14 protein-coding genes are annotated in these 15,503 nt (G+C 57.1%); 12 read left to right on the forward strand and 2 right to left on the reverse strand.

Features of this window, described 5'->3' with window-relative positions; translation table 11 throughout:
- Positions 1–8 precede the first annotated feature (8 nt).
- Positions 9–1,184: a 3-demethoxyubiquinol 3-hydroxylase gene (gene ubiF, locus EDF81_RS10030; protein WP_123347999.1), complete on the reverse strand. Its 1,176-nt coding sequence runs from the start codon at positions 1,182–1,184 to the stop codon at positions 9–11.
- A 146-nt stretch (positions 1,185–1,330) separates the two neighbouring features.
- Between ubiF and miaB the strand changes: the two genes are divergently transcribed.
- From miaB to EDF81_RS10075, 9 genes are all read left to right on the forward strand, one after another.
- Positions 1,331–2,761 carry a tRNA (N6-isopentenyl adenosine(37)-C2)-methylthiotransferase MiaB gene (miaB, locus tag EDF81_RS10035; protein WP_123348000.1) on the forward strand — a complete coding sequence of 477 codons (1,431 nt, stop codon included), beginning with the start codon at positions 1,331–1,333 and terminating at the stop codon, positions 2,759–2,761.
- 169 nt (positions 2,762–2,930) lie between these two features.
- A complete protein-coding gene (locus EDF81_RS10040) occupies positions 2,931–3,977 on the forward strand; it encodes a PhoH family protein (protein WP_184999523.1) in 1,047 nt (348 codons plus the stop codon).
- Positions 3,974–4,441 (forward strand): rRNA maturation RNase YbeY, encoded by a 468-nt coding sequence (ybeY, locus tag EDF81_RS10045; RefSeq protein ID WP_123348002.1) that lies wholly within the window; start codon positions 3,974–3,976, stop codon positions 4,439–4,441. The genes EDF81_RS10040 and ybeY overlap by 4 nt, the downstream gene beginning before the upstream one ends.
- A gap of 128 nt (positions 4,442–4,569) precedes the next feature.
- Positions 4,570–5,448 (forward strand): CNNM family magnesium/cobalt transport protein CorC, encoded by an 879-nt coding sequence (gene corC, locus EDF81_RS10050; RefSeq protein WP_123348003.1) that lies wholly within the window; start codon positions 4,570–4,572, stop codon positions 5,446–5,448.
- Between the two features lie 5 nt (positions 5,449–5,453).
- Complete coding sequence (gene lnt / locus EDF81_RS10055; RefSeq protein ID WP_123348004.1) at positions 5,454–6,992, forward strand: apolipoprotein N-acyltransferase; 1,539 nt, start codon at positions 5,454–5,456, stop codon at positions 6,990–6,992.
- Between the two features lie 351 nt (positions 6,993–7,343).
- Entirely contained in the window at positions 7,344–8,249 is a 906-nt protein-coding gene (locus EDF81_RS10060) for an amino acid ABC transporter substrate-binding protein (RefSeq protein WP_123348005.1), read from the forward strand.
- A gap of 162 nt (positions 8,250–8,411) precedes the next feature.
- Positions 8,412–9,152: a glutamate/aspartate ABC transporter permease GltJ gene (gltJ, locus tag EDF81_RS10065; RefSeq protein ID WP_123348006.1), complete on the forward strand. Its 741-nt coding sequence runs from the start codon at positions 8,412–8,414 to the stop codon at positions 9,150–9,152.
- Positions 9,152–9,826, forward strand: coding sequence for a glutamate/aspartate ABC transporter permease GltK (gene gltK / locus EDF81_RS10070; RefSeq protein ID WP_123348007.1), 675 nt, complete (start codon positions 9,152–9,154; stop codon positions 9,824–9,826). Before gltJ ends, gltK begins: the two co-directional genes overlap by 1 nt.
- The gene (locus EDF81_RS10075; protein ID WP_123348008.1) at positions 9,826–10,551 is read left to right on the forward strand and encodes an amino acid ABC transporter ATP-binding protein; all 726 of its coding nucleotides are present in this window, start codon (positions 9,826–9,828) and stop codon (positions 10,549–10,551) included. The genes gltK and EDF81_RS10075 overlap by 1 nt, the downstream gene beginning before the upstream one ends.
- Positions 10,552–10,589: 38 nt before the next feature.
- On the opposite strand, the gene EDF81_RS10080 is transcribed toward EDF81_RS10075, so the two are convergent.
- Positions 10,590–11,072 (reverse strand): zinc ribbon-containing protein, encoded by a 483-nt coding sequence (locus EDF81_RS10080; protein WP_123349024.1) that lies wholly within the window; start codon positions 11,070–11,072, stop codon positions 10,590–10,592.
- A gap of 239 nt (positions 11,073–11,311) precedes the next feature.
- Between EDF81_RS10080 and leuS the strand changes: the two genes are divergently transcribed.
- The 3 genes from leuS to holA are packed head-to-tail and all read left to right on the forward strand — an operon-like array spanning position 11,312 to position 15,503.
- Entirely contained in the window at positions 11,312–13,894 is a 2,583-nt protein-coding gene (gene leuS, locus EDF81_RS10085; protein ID WP_123348009.1) for a leucine--tRNA ligase, read from the forward strand.
- A 14-nt stretch (positions 13,895–13,908) separates the two neighbouring features.
- Positions 13,909–14,472, forward strand: a complete 564-nt coding sequence (gene lptE / locus EDF81_RS10090; RefSeq protein ID WP_123348010.1) for an LPS assembly lipoprotein LptE — start codon at positions 13,909–13,911, stop codon at positions 14,470–14,472.
- Positions 14,472–15,503 (forward strand): DNA polymerase III subunit delta, encoded by a 1,032-nt coding sequence (gene holA, locus EDF81_RS10095; RefSeq protein ID WP_123348011.1) that lies wholly within the window; start codon positions 14,472–14,474, stop codon positions 15,501–15,503. The genes lptE and holA overlap by 1 nt, the downstream gene beginning before the upstream one ends.

A 15,503-nucleotide genomic window follows, 5' to 3' on the forward strand; every position in this document is an offset into this window, starting at 1 on the left:
CCGTTTTGTTACAACCCCAGCGCGTACTTCAGCGCCTGACGTTTCAGCACCCCGGAACGCTGTGCCGCCATTAGCCCCAGATTCCGCAGGACCCTGAACGGACCGAGCTCGTTGCTGAACCCGGCGTAAAACAGGTCCATTCCGCTTTGCATAATGAGGTTATCCGCCATCCGCCGCATCTGGTAGCGTTTGAGCACCGGTTTGTCGGCCCAGGCTTCGCCGTGGCTGCGGGCGCTGGCCAGCACATCCAGTAGCGCATCCACGTCGCGATAGCCGAGGTTTACGCCCTGCCCCGCCAGGGGATGAATGGTATGGGCCGCATCGCCAACCAGAGCCAGCCCCGGCTGCATATACTGCAGCGCGTGACGGCGCGTCAGCGGAAAGGCGCCGGCAGCCACCGGCGTAACGCGCCCGACGCGGGCCGGGAAATGGCGTTCAATCTCCTGCTGCAGCTGCGGCATACTCATGCTCTGCAGCTGACGAATGCGGGCGGGCGTGTCGTACCAGACCAGCGAGGCCCATTCGCCATACAGCGGCAGAAACGCGCGCGGCCCGGAAGGGGTAAACTGCTGCCAGGTACTGTCACCCGGCTCCTCTTCGCAGCGCACGCTAATGAGCATGCAGGACTGCTGATAGCGCCAGGCGTGAATGCCGATACCCGCCATCTGCCTGACGCGGGAATTCCCCCCGTCGGCTCCGACCACCAGCTTCGCCGTCAGCGTTTCCCCGTTATCCAGATGCAGCACGCTGTGCTGCGGATGGCGTTCCAGCGTTTTCAACGAGGCCGGTACGTGAAGGGTCACCTGCGGATGCGCTTCCAGCGCCTGCCACAGCGCCAGCTGCAGCACATTGTTTTCCACCATATAGCCGAGCAACGGCAGCTTCAGCTCCGCGGCGTCAAAGGCCACGTGCGCCGTTTCCCACTCCCAGGTTTCCAGCCGCCGCCAGGGATGCGCGCGCATATCGAGCACCGCTTCCCAGACGCCGAGCCCGCGCAGCAGCGATACGGATGCCGCGCTGAGTGCCGAAACCCGCACATCGGGATTAGACGCCGGGTCAAACGCAGGTAGCGGCACCTGCTCAATGACGGTGACCGTAAAACCATGCTGCGCCAGCCCGAGCGCCAGCGCGCCGCCGACCATTCCGCCGCCAACAATGGCGACATCTGTAGGTTGATTTGCCATGGTCAATTATCCTTATCGTTAATTCCCTGCAGTTTACCGGATTTCTCGATTGTTTTCGTTGAGAGATGAGTTATGGTCACCCGGGAATCAAAGCATTACAATACGACCCCTGCATTCCTGCCATTACACTGAGCATGAGCATGTCGATGACTAAAAAACTCCACATAAAAACATGGGGCTGTCAGATGAATGAGTATGATTCATCGAAGATGGCCGATCTTCTCGATGCCACACACGGCTACAAGCTGACCGAAGTAGCAGAAGAGGCAGACGTTCTGCTGCTGAATACCTGTTCAATCCGTGAAAAAGCCCAGGAGAAAGTGTTCCATCAACTTGGACGCTGGAAGCTGCTGAAGGAAAAAAATCCGGACATTATTATCGGCGTTGGCGGCTGTGTCGCCTCACAGGAAGGCGACCATATTCGCAGCCGCGCCCACTATGTTGATATCATTTTTGGGCCGCAGACCCTGCACCGCCTGCCGGAGATGATCAACAGCGTCCGCGGGCGCACCAACCGCAGTCCGGTGGTAGATATCAGCTTCCCGGAAATTGAAAAATTCGACCGCCTGCCGGAACCCCGCGCCGACGGTCCGAGCGCGTTTGTTTCCATTATGGAAGGCTGCAATAAGTACTGTACCTACTGCGTCGTGCCCTACACGCGCGGTGAGGAAGTCAGCCGTCCGAGTGACGATATCCTGTTTGAGATCGCCCAGCTGGCGGCTCAGGGCGTGCGTGAGGTGAATCTCCTCGGGCAGAACGTCAACGCCTGGCGCGGAGAGAACTACGATGGCAGCACCGGTTCGTTTGCCGAACTGCTGCGCCTGGTGGCGGCAATTGACGGCATCGACCGCATTCGCTTTACCACCAGCCACCCTATCGAGTTTACCGACGATATTATCGAGGTTTACCGCGATACGCCGGAGCTGGTGAGTTTCCTGCATCTGCCGGTGCAGAGCGGCTCTGACCGCGTCCTGAATCTGATGGGCCGTACCCATACCACGCTGGAATACAAATCGACGATCCGCAAGCTGTACGCCGCCCGTCCGGATATCCAGATCAGCTCTGATTTTATCGTCGGCTTCCCGGGTGAAAGTACTCAGGACTTCGAGCAGACCATGAAGCTGATTGGCGAGGTGAATTTCGATGTCAGCTTTAGCTTTATCTTCTCCGCCCGTCCCGGCACGCCCGCGGCGGATATGGTGGACGATGTCCCCGAAGAAGACAAAAAGCAGCGTCTGTATATTCTGCAGGAGCGCATCAACCAGCAGGCGACGGCCTGGAGCCGCCGTATGCTCGGCACCACTCAGCGTATTCTGGTCGAAGGCACCTCGCGTAAGAGCATTATGGAGCTCTCCGGCCGCACCGAGAATAACCGCGTGGTGAACTTTGAAGGCTCGCCGGATATGATCGGCAAGTTTGTTGATGTTGAGATCGTCGATGTCTACACCAACTCTCTGCGCGGTAAAATCGTGCGCACGGAGGAAGAGATGGGCCTGCGCATCGTCGAGTCACCGGCATCGGTGATTGCCCGTACCCGCAAAGAGAACGAGCTGGGCGTAGGCATTTATCAGCCATAGTCCGTCGGCCTGTCCGTCCGGGCAGGCCTTGTTTTTCCTCTCTTCCACCCACATATTTCGCCTGATGCTTGCGACTTTTCCCTGTGGCGTGAATAATTTCCCGACAGGCCCGAAGAGATTGCCCGACGGCAAACCTGCCGCCCGGCGAGACATGTATAAGAGGATAAGTTTGAACATAGAGACGCGTGAATTAACCCTTGAGCCGGCAGACAATTCCCGCCTGCTGAGCCTGTGTGGCCCGTTTGATGACAATATCAAACAGCTGGAGCGGCGACTGGGTATCGACATCAACCGCCGCGATAATTATTTCAAACTGACCGGACGCGAAATTAGCGTTAACGCTGCCGCCGATATTCTGCGCACCCTGTATGTTGATACGGCCCCGATGCGCGGCCAGACCCAGGATATCGCCCCGGAGCAGATCCACCTGGCCATAAAAGAAGCCCGTGTTCTGGAGCAGAGCGCCGACAGCGTGCCGGAGTACGGCAAGGCGGTCAATATTAAGACCAAACGCGGCGTCATTAAGCCGCGCACGCCGAACCAGGCCCAGTACATCGCCAATATTCTCGATCACGATATTACGTTTGGCGTGGGTCCTGCAGGTACCGGTAAAACCTACCTGGCCGTCGCGGCCGCCGTCGATGCGCTGGAGCGCCAGGATGTTCGCCGCATTCTGCTGACCCGTCCGGCGGTTGAAGCCGGTGAGAAACTGGGCTTCCTGCCCGGCGACCTGAGCCAGAAAGTGGACCCGTATCTGCGCCCGCTGTACGACGCCCTGTTTGAGATGCTCGGCTTTGAGAAGGTTGAAAAGCTGATGGAGCGTAACGTGATTGAGGTGGCTCCGCTGGCCTATATGCGCGGTCGTACCCTGAACGACGCCTTTATCATTCTCGATGAGAGCCAGAACACCACCATCGAACAGATGAAGATGTTCCTGACCCGTATCGGCTTTAACTCGAAAGCGGTGATCACCGGCGATATCACTCAGGTTGACCTGCCGCGCAGCACCAAATCCGGCCTGCGTCACGCCATTGAAGTGCTGGCCGAGGTCGATGAAATTAGCTTTAACTTCTTCCACAGCGAAGACGTGGTGCGCCATCCGGTGGTGGCTCGCATCGTTAATGCCTATGAGGCCTGGGAAGAAGCCGATCAAAAACGTAAAGCCGAACTGGCCGCCGAGCGCAAACGCGACGCGCAAGAGCAGGAGCAAAAATGAGTCAGGTGATCCTCGATCTACAGCTGGCCTGTGAAGATAACAGCGGTCTGCCGACCGAAGCGCAGTTCCAGCACTGGCTGGATGCGGTGATCCCCCAGTTCCAGGAAGAGTCAGAAGTGACGATTCGCCTGGTGGATAACGCAGAAAGCCATGAGCTGAACCTGACCTACCGTGGCAAGGATAAGCCGACCAACGTGCTCTCCTTCCCGTTCGAAGCGCCGCCGGGTATTGAACTGCCTCTGCTGGGCGATTTAATTATCTGCCGTCAGGTGGTCGAGCAGGAAGCGCAGGAACAGGGTAAGCCGCTGGAGGCCCACTGGGCGCATATGACGGTGCACGGCAGCCTCCATCTGCTGGGTTACGATCATATTGAAGATGAAGAAGCGGAAGAGATGGAAGGCCTTGAGACAGAGATAATGCTTGCTCTGGGCTATGAGGATCCGTACATTTCCGAGAAGGAATAAGCCCCGGCTTATGACAGACTCTGAATTCGGGCCGTTCGCGGTCCGAAACAGAGCAAAAAATTGCCGTCCGGCGCTGAGTTTACGCGCGACGTGCGCAAATTAACCCACATGAGAACCCATACGACGCCATGAGCGACGACAATTCCCACAGTAGCGACAACCTGACCACTAAAAAGGGCTTTTTCTCCCTGTTACTGAGCCAGCTTTTTCACGCCGAGCCTAAAAACCGCGAAGAGCTGCTGGCACTGATCCGCGACTCCGGACAAAACGAGCTTATCGACGAGGATACCCGCGATATGCTTGAAGGGGTAATGGATATTGCGGACCAGCGCGTTCGTGACATCATGATCCCCCGCTCCCAGATGATCACCCTGAAACGCAACCAGACCCTCGACGAGTGTCTTGATGTGATCATCGAGTCTGCTCACTCCCGATTCCCGGTAATCAGCGAAGATAAAGACCATATTGAAGGCATTCTGATGGCCAAGGATCTGCTGCCGTTTATGCGCAGCGATGCCGAAGCCTTCAGCATGGAAAAAGTGCTACGCCCGGCGGTTGTCGTGCCGGAAAGCAAGCGGGTTGACCGCATGCTGAAAGAGTTTCGCTCCCAGCGTTACCATATGGCTATCGTTATCGACGAGTTCGGCGGCGTTTCCGGCCTGGTGACCATTGAAGATATCCTTGAGCTGATCGTCGGCGAAATCGAAGACGAGTACGACGACGAGGAAGATATCGACTTCCGCCAGCTCAGCCGCCACACCTGGACGGTACGCGCTCTGGCACCGATTGAAGACTTTAACGAGAGCTTCGGTACCCGCTTTAGCGACGAAGAAGTCGATACCATCGGCGGTCTGGTGATGCAGGCGTTTGGCCATCTGCCGGCGCGTGGCGAATCCATCGACATTGATGGTTACCAGTTCAAAGTTGCGATGGCCGACAGCCGCCGTATTATTCAGGTTCATGTCAGAATTCCGGACGATTCTCCGCAACCTAAACTGGACGAGTAGTGTAAATGGCATTTGCCCACGTCTTTGAACGCCAGCGCGTACGACTGCTGCTGGCGCTGATCCTTGGAGCCAGCGGAACGCTGGCTTTTTCTCCTTATGACTTCTGGCCCGCCGCCCTTATCTCCCTGATGGGGCTGCAGGCGCTGACGCTGAACCGTCGGCCGCTGCAGAGCGCGGCGATTGGCTACGCCTGGGGTATGGGGCTGTTTGGCAGCGGCATTAACTGGGTGTACGTCAGTATCGCCCAGTTTGGCGGTATGCCCGAAGCCGTCAATATCTTCCTGGTGGTGCTGCTGGCCGCGTATTTGTCGCTCTACACCGGGCTGTTTGCCGGTGTGCTGGCGAGACTGTGGCCGAAGACTCACTGGGTGCGTCTGGCCGTGGCAGCGCCGGTGGTGTGGCAGCTCACCGAATTCCTGCGCGGCTGGATCCTGACCGGCTTCCCGTGGCTGCAGTTTGGCTATAGCCAGATTGACGGCCCGCTGAAGGGACTGGCACCGGTCATGGGCGTGGAGGCGATCACCTTCCTGCTGATGATGGTCAGCGGCCTGCTGGTGCTGGCAATGGCAACCCGCAGCTGGCGTCCGCTGGCGGCTGCCGTCGTGCTGTTCGCCCTGCCCTGGCCGCTGCGCTATATCCAGTGGTTTACGCCGGTACCGGAACGCACCACTCAGGTGTCGCTGGTGCAGGGCAATATTGCCCAGTCGCTGAAATGGGATGAAGACCAGCTGATGAATACGCTGCGGACCTATCTCGACGCCACGCGTCCGGAGATGGGTAAATCCCAGCTGATTATCTGGCCCGAGTCGGCCATTTCCGACCTCGAGATGAACCAGCAGCAGTTCCTCGCCATGCTGAACAATGAGCTGATTGCCAGCAACAGCTCCCTGATTACCGGTATCGTCGATGCGCGGCTGAATAAGCAAAACCGTTACGACACGTACAATACGATTATCACGCTCGGCAAGGATAATCCTTACAGCTACGCCTCCCGTAATCGCTATTACAAGAACCATCTGGTGCCGTTCGGTGAGTTTGTGCCGCTGGAATCACTGCTGCGCCCGCTGGCGCCGTTCTTCGACCTGCCGATGTCCTCCTTTAGCCGTGGCGGCTACGTGCAGCCTGCGCTTTCTGTCCACGGCTTTAAGCTAACGGCCGCCATCTGCTACGAGATTATTCTCGGCGAGCAGGTACGCGATAACTTCCGCCCGGACACGGATTTCCTGCTGACTATCTCCAACGATGCCTGGTTCGGCAAATCCATCGGTCCGTGGCAGCATTTCCAGATGGCGCGGATGCGCTCTCTGGAGCTGGCGCGTCCGCTGCTGCGCAGCACCAACAACGGTATTACCGCTGTGATCGGTCCGCAGGGCGAAGTCCAGGCGATGATCCCGCAGTTTACGCGTCAGGTGCTGACGACTACGGTTACCCCGACCACCGGCATTAGCCCCTATGCCCGGACCGGAAACTGGACCGTCTGGGCGCTGACCCTGCTGATGGGCTTTGCTGCCCTGCTGCTGAGCCTGCGCCAGCGCCGCCGTTAAGTCCCCGCTTTACCCGCGCCGTCCGGCGCGGGTCTTCTCAAAAAAATTTCACTCTGGCACGCCAATTGCTTAATTCAAACTGGAATTAATAAATTGCGCGAATGCTCACACGCACGCACCACCGGAGCGCATCCCCGGCACCAATATGGTGCATGGACAGATTTTTGCCTCTGAATGGTGCGGAGCACTTCGCAAAAATAAACAATATAGCAGCAAAATCTTTACATTAAGCCAAACTAGATGTTAACAAACGGGTACAACACTGCACGCTAAAGTTGCAGACCATAACAACACAACACTCACAATGGGTATCAACGCGTTCCTGACGCTGACGATAAAGGAGCTGGAGTTATGCAATTACGTAAACTAGCCACAGCAATGCTGGTGATGGGGATCTCTGCCGGCGTAGTCCATGCAGAAGATGCACCTGCAGCAGGCAGCACCCTGGATAAAATCGCCAAAAACGGCGTGATTGTCGTTGGGCACCGCGAATCCTCCGTACCGTTCTCCTATTACGACAACCAGCAGAAAGTGGTGGGTTACTCTCAGGATTACTCCAACGCTATCGTTGAAGCCGTCAAAAAGAAACTCAACAAACCGGATCTGCAGGTCAAACTGATCCCAATCACTTCTCAGAACCGTATTCCGCTGCTGCAGAACGGCACCTTCGATTTTGAGTGTGGCTCCACCACCAACAACCTGGAACGTCAGAAACAGGCCGCCTTCTCGAATACTATCTTCGTGGTGGGTACCCGTCTGCTGGCGAAAAAAGGCGGTGACGTTAAGGACTTCGCGGACCTGAAAGGCAAAGCGGTTGTCGTGACCTCCGGGACCACCTCCGAAGTGCTGCTGCACAAGCTGAATGAAGAGCAGAAAATGGATATGCGCATCATCAGCGCCAAAGATCACGGTGACTCTTTCCGTACTCTGGAGAGCGGTCGCGCCGTGGCCTTTATGATGGATGATGCCCTGCTGGCCGGTGAACGTGCGAAAGCCAAGAAACCGGACAACTGGGAGATCGTCGGCAAGCCGCAGTCGCAGGAAGCCTATGGCTGCATGATGCGTAAAGGCGATGAGTCCTTTAAACAGCTGGTCGATGAAACCATTGCTCAGGCGCAAACCTCCGGCGAAGCGGCAAAATGGTTCGATAAGTGGTTTAAAAACCCGATCCCACCGAAAAACCTGAACATGAACTTTGCCCTCTCTGATGAGATGCAGGCACTGTTCAAAACACCAAACGACAAGGCTCTTAACTAATTAAAACCATTAGGGGCGGGTTCTCCTGCCCTCTCGATTGTAGAAGCAGCGCGGACAGACTATACGTCGGGTGGTCGTTCCCCACCCGGCGCGAAAGAAGTGAGCTCTTCAGACAATCTTCGAGGGTAGCGTCTGCTACCCTTTTTTTTCCGGAGTAGATTTATGTCAATAGACTGGAACTGGGGGATCTTCCTGCAACAGGCCCCGTTCGGTAACACCACCTACCTGGGCTGGCTTTGGAGCGGTTTCCAGGTCACCGTAGCCCTTTCGATAACCGCCTGGATCATCGCTTTCCTTGTCGGTTCCCTGTTCGGCATTCTGCGCACCGTACCTAACCGTTTCCTGTCCGGGATCGGCACCTGCTACGTTGAGCTGTTCCGTAACGTTCCGTTAATCGTCCAGTTCTTCACCTGGTATCTGGTGGTACCTGAACTGCTGCCGGAAGATATCGGCATGTGGTTTAAGGCAGAACTTGACCCCAATATTCAGTTCTTCGTCTCGTCGATGATCTGCCTGGGGCTGTTTACCGCCGCCCGCGTCTGCGAGCAGGTACGCGCCGCCATCGAGTCTCTGCCGCGTGGACAAAAAAATGCCGCGCTGGCGATGGGGCTGACGCTGCCGCAGGCCTATCGCTATGTGCTGCTGCCGAACGCCTACCGGGTGATTGTGCCGCCGATGACCTCGGAGATGATGAACCTGGTGAAAAACTCCGCCATCGCCTCGACCATTGGTCTGGTGGATATGGCGGCGCAGGCGGGAAAACTGCTGGATTATTCCGCTCACGCCTGGGAATCTTTTACCGCCATCACCCTGGCGTATGTGGTGATTAACGCTTTCATAATGCTGGTAATGACCCTGGTGGAACGCAAAGTTCGCCTGCCTGGCAATCTGGGGGGCAAATAATGTACGAGTTTGACTGGAGTTCCATCGTTCCCTCGATGCCCTATCTGTTCGCCGGACTGCTGGTGACGCTGAAAATTACGGTCATTGCCGTGATTGTGGGTATCGTCTGGGGAACCCTGCTGGCGGTCATGCGTATGTCGAGCTTTAAACCGCTCGCCTGGTTCGCAACTGCCTACGTTAACGTTTTCCGTTCCATCCCGCTGGTGATGGTCCTGCTGTGGTTCTATCTGATCGTCCCCGGCCTGCTGCAGGATGTGCTGGGACTGTCGCCGAAAAACGATATCCGCCTGATTTCAGCGATGGTGGCCTTCTCGATGTTTGAAGCCGCCTACTACTCTGAAATTATTCGCGCCGGGATCCAGAGTATCTCTCGCGGGCAGTCCAGCGCCGCGCTGGCGCTGGGAATGACCCACTGGCAGTCGATGAAGCTGATCATTCTGCCTCAGGCGTTTCGCGCCATGGTGCCGCTGCTGCTCACTCAGGGGATCGTCCTGTTCCAGGATACTTCGCTGGTGTATGTGCTTAGCCTGGCCGACTTCTTCCGCACCGCTTCCACCATTGGTGAGCGCGACGGAACCCAGGTTGAGATGGTCCTGTTTGCGGGTGCGATCTATTTCGCTATTAGTTTAAGTGCATCGCTGTTGGTCAGCTGGTTGAAGAAAAGGACAGTTTAATGATAACCCTGAAGAATGTTTCTAAATGGTATGGTCACTTTCAGGTGCTGACCGACTGCTCAACGGAAGTGAAGAAAGGTGAAGTTGTGGTGGTCTGCGGCCCTTCCGGCTCCGGTAAGTCGACGCTGATTAAAACGGTCAATGGTCTGGAACCGGTACAGAAAGGCGAGATTATCGTTAACGGTACCGAGGTGAACAACAAAAAGACCAACCTGGCGGAGCTGCGCTCCCATGTCGGGATGGTGTTCCAGCATTTCGAGCTGTTCCCGCACCTGTCGATCATTGAAAACCTGACGCTGGCGCAGGTAAAAGTGCTTAAGCGCGATAAAGCTGCCGCCCGTGAAAAGGCGCAGAAGCTCCTTGAACGCGTCGGCCTTTCCGCTCATGCCAGTAAATATCCGGCCCAGCTCTCCGGCGGCCAGCAGCAGCGTGTGGCAATTGCCCGCGCCCTCTGTATGGATCCGGTGGCGATGCTGTTTGACGAACCCACCTCGGCGCTCGATCCGGAAATGATCAACGAGGTTCTGGACGTGATGGTCGAGCTGGCAAACGAAGGGATGACCATGATGGTGGTGACCCACGAAATGGGCTTTGCCCGTAAAGTGGCTAACCGGGTGATCTTTATGGATGAGGGGAAAATCGTTGAGGATGCGGATAAAGACGCCTTCTTCGACAGCCCGAAATCCGACCGCGCCAAAGACTTCCTCGCCAAGATCCTGCACTAAAACAGAGATGGCGCGCGTGATGCGCGCCATCTGCTGACTCAGGGCTCAAACGCCCGACGGTGAAAATGATCGTGGCCGCACTTCGGACAGAGCGGCAGCACATCCGGCGTATAGACCGCCAGGTGAAAATGGCACTTCTCGCACACCAGATTGCCCAGCCCGACAACCTCGCCGCTGTGATAAACCCCGTGATGATTAAGATCCTGGAACACCTCGCGCCACTCCAGCTGGGTTTTATCGGTAATATCCGCCAGCTCCTGCCAGATACTCTCCTTAATGACGCGTAAAAACACGCTGTCAGTCAGTTCGTCCTGGCTTTCGCCGTAGCTGCGGGCAAACTCCTCCAGATCCCGGCGAATAGCCCGGGTCAGCTCGTCGATTTCGGTGCGGGTTAACTCACCGGTCTGGCTGACACGCTGACGCGCCTGCTCCACCAGCGCATCAATATCCCGTTCACCATTACGCAGACGTTCGGTGAATGTCGCCACCAGTTCACGATAAAATTGAGCAACCTTGTTCATCATTTCGTCTCCCGGGTCGTTAACTCTCTCTAATGATAGACGTTATTTCTGCCCCGCTTTGTCAGCCCGCCCACAGACCGGGTAAATTTTTGTATCCGCGGCTCTCGTCAGATTTCATCTCAGCCGGTGCGAAAGGCTGTTTTGACGCGGTGGTTTGGGCTATGCTATGCGGATCTGCAATACCACATCTCATTGGCTACCGCTGGTAGCCGTATTTGAAAACAGGACCACTGGCTGCCATGCAAGAGCAATACCGCCCGGAAGAGATAGAATCCAAAGTACAGCTTCACTGGGAAGAGAAGCGCACCTTCGAAGTCACCGAAGACGACAGCAAAGAAAAATACTATTGCCTGTCGATGCTCCCCTATCCTTCTGGCCGACTACACATGGGCCACGTGCGTAACTACACCATCGGCGACGTGATCTCTCGCTATCAGCGTATGCTGGGCAAAAACGTCCTGCAGCCGATCGGCTGGGATGCATTCGGTCTGCCGGCGGAAGGCGCGGCGGTAAAAAACAACACCGCACCGGCTCCCTGGACCTACGACAATATCGCGTACATGAAAAACCAGCTCAAAATGCTGGGTTTTGGCTACGACTGGAGCCGCGAGCTGGCAACCTGCACCCCGGAATACTACCGCTGGGAGCAGAAGTTCTTTACCGAGCTGTTTAAAAAAGGCCTGGTCTACAAAAAGACCTCTGCGGTTAACTGGTGCCCGAACGACCAGACCGTACTGGCTAACGAACAGGTTATCGACGGCTGCTGCTGGCGCTGCGACACCAAAGTTGAGCGTAAAGAGATCCCGCAGTGGTTTATCAAAATCACCGCCTACGCCGACGAACTGCTGAACGATCTGGACAACCTCGACCACTGGCCGGACACCGTCAAGACCATGCAGCGCAACTGGATCGGCCGTTCTGAAGGGGTGGAAATCACCTTTAAGGTTGAGAACAGCGACCAGACGCTGACCGTCTACACCACCCGTCCTGACACCTTTATGGGCGCGACCTACCTGGCCGTTGCCGCCGGTCATCCGCTGGCGCAGCAGGCTGCCGCCGGGAAACCGGAGCTGGCTGCCTTTATCGACGAATGCCGCAACACCAAGGTGGCAGAAGCCGATATGGCGACCATGGAGAAAAAAGGCGTCGATACCGGCATCAAAGCGATTCACCCGCTGACCGGCGAAACCGTCCCGGTCTGGGCAGCAAACTTTGTTCTGATGGAGTACGGCACGGGTGCAGTAATGGCCGTTCCGGGCCACGATCAGCGCGACTACGAGTTTGCCAGCAAATACAGCCTGGCGATCAAGCCGGTTATTCTGGCCGTCGACGGCAGCGAGCCGGATCTCTCCGCTCAGGCGCACACCGAGAAAGGCACGCTGTTTAACTCAGGCGAGTTCAACGGTCTGGACCACAGCGCAGGCTTTAACGCCATCGCCGACAAACTGGCCGCAATGGGTGCCGGTGAGCGCAAGGTTAATTATCGCCTGCGCGACTGGGGCGTTTCCCGTCAGCGTTACTGGGGCGCACCGATCCCGATGGTGACCCTGGAAGACGGTACCGTGGTACCGACGCCGGAAGACCAGCTGCCGGTGATCCTGCCGGAAGACGTGGTGATGGACGGCATTACCAGCCCGATTAAAGCCGACCCGGAGTGGGCGAAAACCACCGTTAACGGTCAGCCGGCGCTGCGTGAAACCGATACCTTCGACACCTTTATGGAGTCTTCCTGGTACTACGCACGTTACACCTGCCCGCAGTACGACAAAGGCATGCTGGACCCGAAAGCGGCCAACTACTGGCTGCCGGTGGATATCTACATTGGCGGTATCGAACACGCCATCATGCACCTGCTCTACTTCCGCTTCTTCCACAAGCTGATGCGCGATGCGGGGATGGTGAACTCTGACGAACCGGCAAAACAGCTGCTGTGTCAGGGTATGGTGCTGGCCGATGCCTTCTACTACCTCGGCGAGAGCGGCGAGCGTAACTGGGTTTCCCCGAAAGATGCCCTCGTTGAGCGCGACGAGAAAGGCCGTATCATTAAGGCCAAAGACGCTGACGGCCATGAGCTGGTGTATACCGGCATGAGCAAAATGTCCAAATCGAAGAACAACGGCATCGACCCGCAGGAAATGGTCGAGCGTTACGGCGCGGATACCGTTCGTCTGTTTATGATGTTCGCCTCTCCGGCGGATATGACCCTCGAATGGCAGGAATCCGGTGTGGAAGGCGCAAACCGCTTCCTGAAACGCGTCTGGAAGCTGGTTTACGAGCACACGTCCCAGGGCCCGGTCAGCCCGCTGAATGTCAGCGCGCTGAGCGAAGATCAGCAGGCGCTGCGTCGCGACGTTCATAAAACTATCGCCAAAGTGACCGATGATGTTGGCCGTCGTCAGACCTTTAACACCGCGATTGCAGCCGTGATGGAGCTGATGAACAAACTGGCAAAAGCACCGCAGGAGAGCGAGCAGGACCGCGCTCTGATGCAGGAAGCGCTGCTGGCCGTTGTACGTATGCTTAACCCGTTCACGCCGCACGTGAGCTTTACCCTGTGGGCAACCCTGGGCGGTGAAGGCGACGTTGATAACGCACCGTGGCCGGTGGCGGATGAAAGCGCAATGGTAGAAAACACTACCCTGGTGGTGGTTCAGGTCAACGGCAAAGTCCGCGGTAAAATTACCGTTGCGATTGATGCCACTGAAGAGCAGGTCCGTGAGCGTGCTGGCCAGGAACCTCTGGTGGCGAAGTATCTTGAGGGCGTTACCCTGCGTAAAGTGATTTACGTACCGGGCAAACTGCTCAATCTGGTTGTTGGTTAAGCGCGGGAGGAAGCGTGCGACATCTGGCTACAATGTTGTTGTCTCTGGTGGTGCTGGTCACCGCCGGATGTGGCTGGCACCTGCGTAGCACCACGCAGGTTCCGGAAACCATGAAAACCATGATCCTGGATAGCGGCGATCCGAACGGTCCGTTTACCCGGGCGGTACGTGAACAGCTGCGCCTTAATGGCGTCGAGGTTCTGGAAAAAGGCTCAACCCGTCAGGACGTTCCGTCCCTGCGGCTGGGCGGCGCGTCTGTCGCCAGAGACACCGCGTCCATTTTCCGCGACGGCCGTACCGCTGAATATCAGATGGTGATGGCGGTTTCCGCGTCGGTGCTGATCCCGGGGCATGATATTTACCCTATCAGCACCAAAGTCTGGCGCTCGTTCTTCGATAACCCGCAGACCGCGCTGGCCAAAAACGCCGAGCAAACCATGATCATCAACGAGATGTATATCAAAGCGGCGGAACAGCTGATCCGTCAGTTGCCAAGCGTGAAAGTCGCTGATGCCGAAGCCACACGCGAGGAAGCCGCTCCGGCTCCAGCGCGTGTCTCCGCAACGCTGGGTAACTGATGATTCGGCTGTACCCTGAACAACTCCGCGCGCAGCTCAATGAAGGGCTGCGCGCGGCGTATCTGCTGCTCGGTAATGACCCGCTGCTTCTGCAGGAAAGCCAGGATGCGGTGCGTGAAATTGCCGCGACCCATGACTTTACTGAACATCATCAGTGCGTGCTGGATACCAGCACGGACTGGTCATCCCTTTTTGCGCTGAGCCAGGCCATGAGCCTGTTCGCCAGCCGCCAGACCCTGACGCTCACCCTGCCGGATAACGGTCCTAATGCCGCGATTGGCGAACAGCTGACCACGCTTATCGGCATGCTGCATGACGATCTGCTGCTGATCGTTCGCGGCAATAAGCTGACCAAAGCCCAGGAAAATGCCGCCTGGTTTTCCGCTCTGGCAAATCGTGCTGTGCTGGTGACCTGCCAGACGCCGGAACAGGCGCAGCTGCCGCGCTGGCTGGCGGCGCGGGCAAAACAACACAAGCTCCAGCTTGATGAACCGGCAAGCCAGCTACTCTGTTACTGCTATGAAGGTAACCTGCTGGCGCTCTCTCAGGCGCTGGAACGTCTGGCGCTGCTGTGGCCTGACGGCAAACTGACCCTGCCAAGGGTTGAGCAGGCGGTAAACGATGCTGCCCACTTCACGCCTTTCCACTGGGTGGATGCCCTGCTGGCAGCCAAAAGCAAACGTGCGCTGCATATTCTCCAGCAGCTGCGTCTTGAGGGCGGGGAACCGGTGATCCTGCTGCGTACCCTACAGCGTGAGCTGCTCCTGCTGGTCAATCTCAAGCGCCAGTCCGCCCATACGCCGCTGCGTAGCCTGTTCGATAAGCACCGCGTCTGGCAGAATCGCCGGGGGCTTATCACCGATGCCGTTAACCGCCTCAGCAAAGATCAGCTCCGTCAGGCGGTGAGCTGGCTGACCCGCATCGAACTGACCCTGAAGAAAGATTACGGCCAGTCGGTCTGGGACGAGCTGGAAAGCCTTTCTTTGCTACTCTGTCATAAGGCGCTGGCAGATATCTTTATTGATGGTTGA

The sequence above is a fragment of the Enterobacter sp. BIGb0383 genome (assembly GCF_003751845.1).
In the GTDB taxonomy this organism is placed as follows: Bacteria; Pseudomonadota; Gammaproteobacteria; order Enterobacterales; family Enterobacteriaceae; genus BIGb0383.

What these genes read in the sequence shown, in the direction of transcription:
- ubiF (WP_123347999.1), bottom strand. Translation starts at nt 1,184, where the DNA reads ATGGCAAATCAACCTACAGATGTCGCCATTGTTGGCGGCGGAATGGTC.
- miaB (WP_123348000.1), top strand. Translation starts at nt 1,331, where the DNA reads ATGACTAAAAAACTCCACATAAAAACATGGGGCTGTCAGATGAATGAG.
- ybeY (WP_123348002.1), top strand. Translation starts at nt 3,974, where the DNA reads ATGAGTCAGGTGATCCTCGATCTACAGCTGGCCTGTGAAGATAACAGC.
- corC (WP_123348003.1), top strand. Translation starts at nt 4,570, where the DNA reads ATGAGCGACGACAATTCCCACAGTAGCGACAACCTGACCACTAAAAAG.
- lnt (WP_123348004.1), top strand. Translation starts at nt 5,454, where the DNA reads ATGGCATTTGCCCACGTCTTTGAACGCCAGCGCGTACGACTGCTGCTG.
- EDF81_RS10060 (WP_123348005.1), top strand. Translation starts at nt 7,344, where the DNA reads ATGCAATTACGTAAACTAGCCACAGCAATGCTGGTGATGGGGATCTCT.
- gltJ (WP_123348006.1), top strand. Translation starts at nt 8,412, where the DNA reads ATGTCAATAGACTGGAACTGGGGGATCTTCCTGCAACAGGCCCCGTTC.
- gltK (WP_123348007.1), top strand. Translation starts at nt 9,152, where the DNA reads ATGTACGAGTTTGACTGGAGTTCCATCGTTCCCTCGATGCCCTATCTG.
- EDF81_RS10075 (WP_123348008.1), top strand. Translation starts at nt 9,826, where the DNA reads ATGATAACCCTGAAGAATGTTTCTAAATGGTATGGTCACTTTCAGGTG.
- EDF81_RS10080 (WP_123349024.1), bottom strand. Translation starts at nt 11,072, where the DNA reads ATGAACAAGGTTGCTCAATTTTATCGTGAACTGGTGGCGACATTCACC.
- leuS (WP_123348009.1), top strand. Translation starts at nt 11,312, where the DNA reads ATGCAAGAGCAATACCGCCCGGAAGAGATAGAATCCAAAGTACAGCTT.
- holA (WP_123348011.1), top strand. Translation starts at nt 14,472, where the DNA reads ATGATTCGGCTGTACCCTGAACAACTCCGCGCGCAGCTCAATGAAGGG.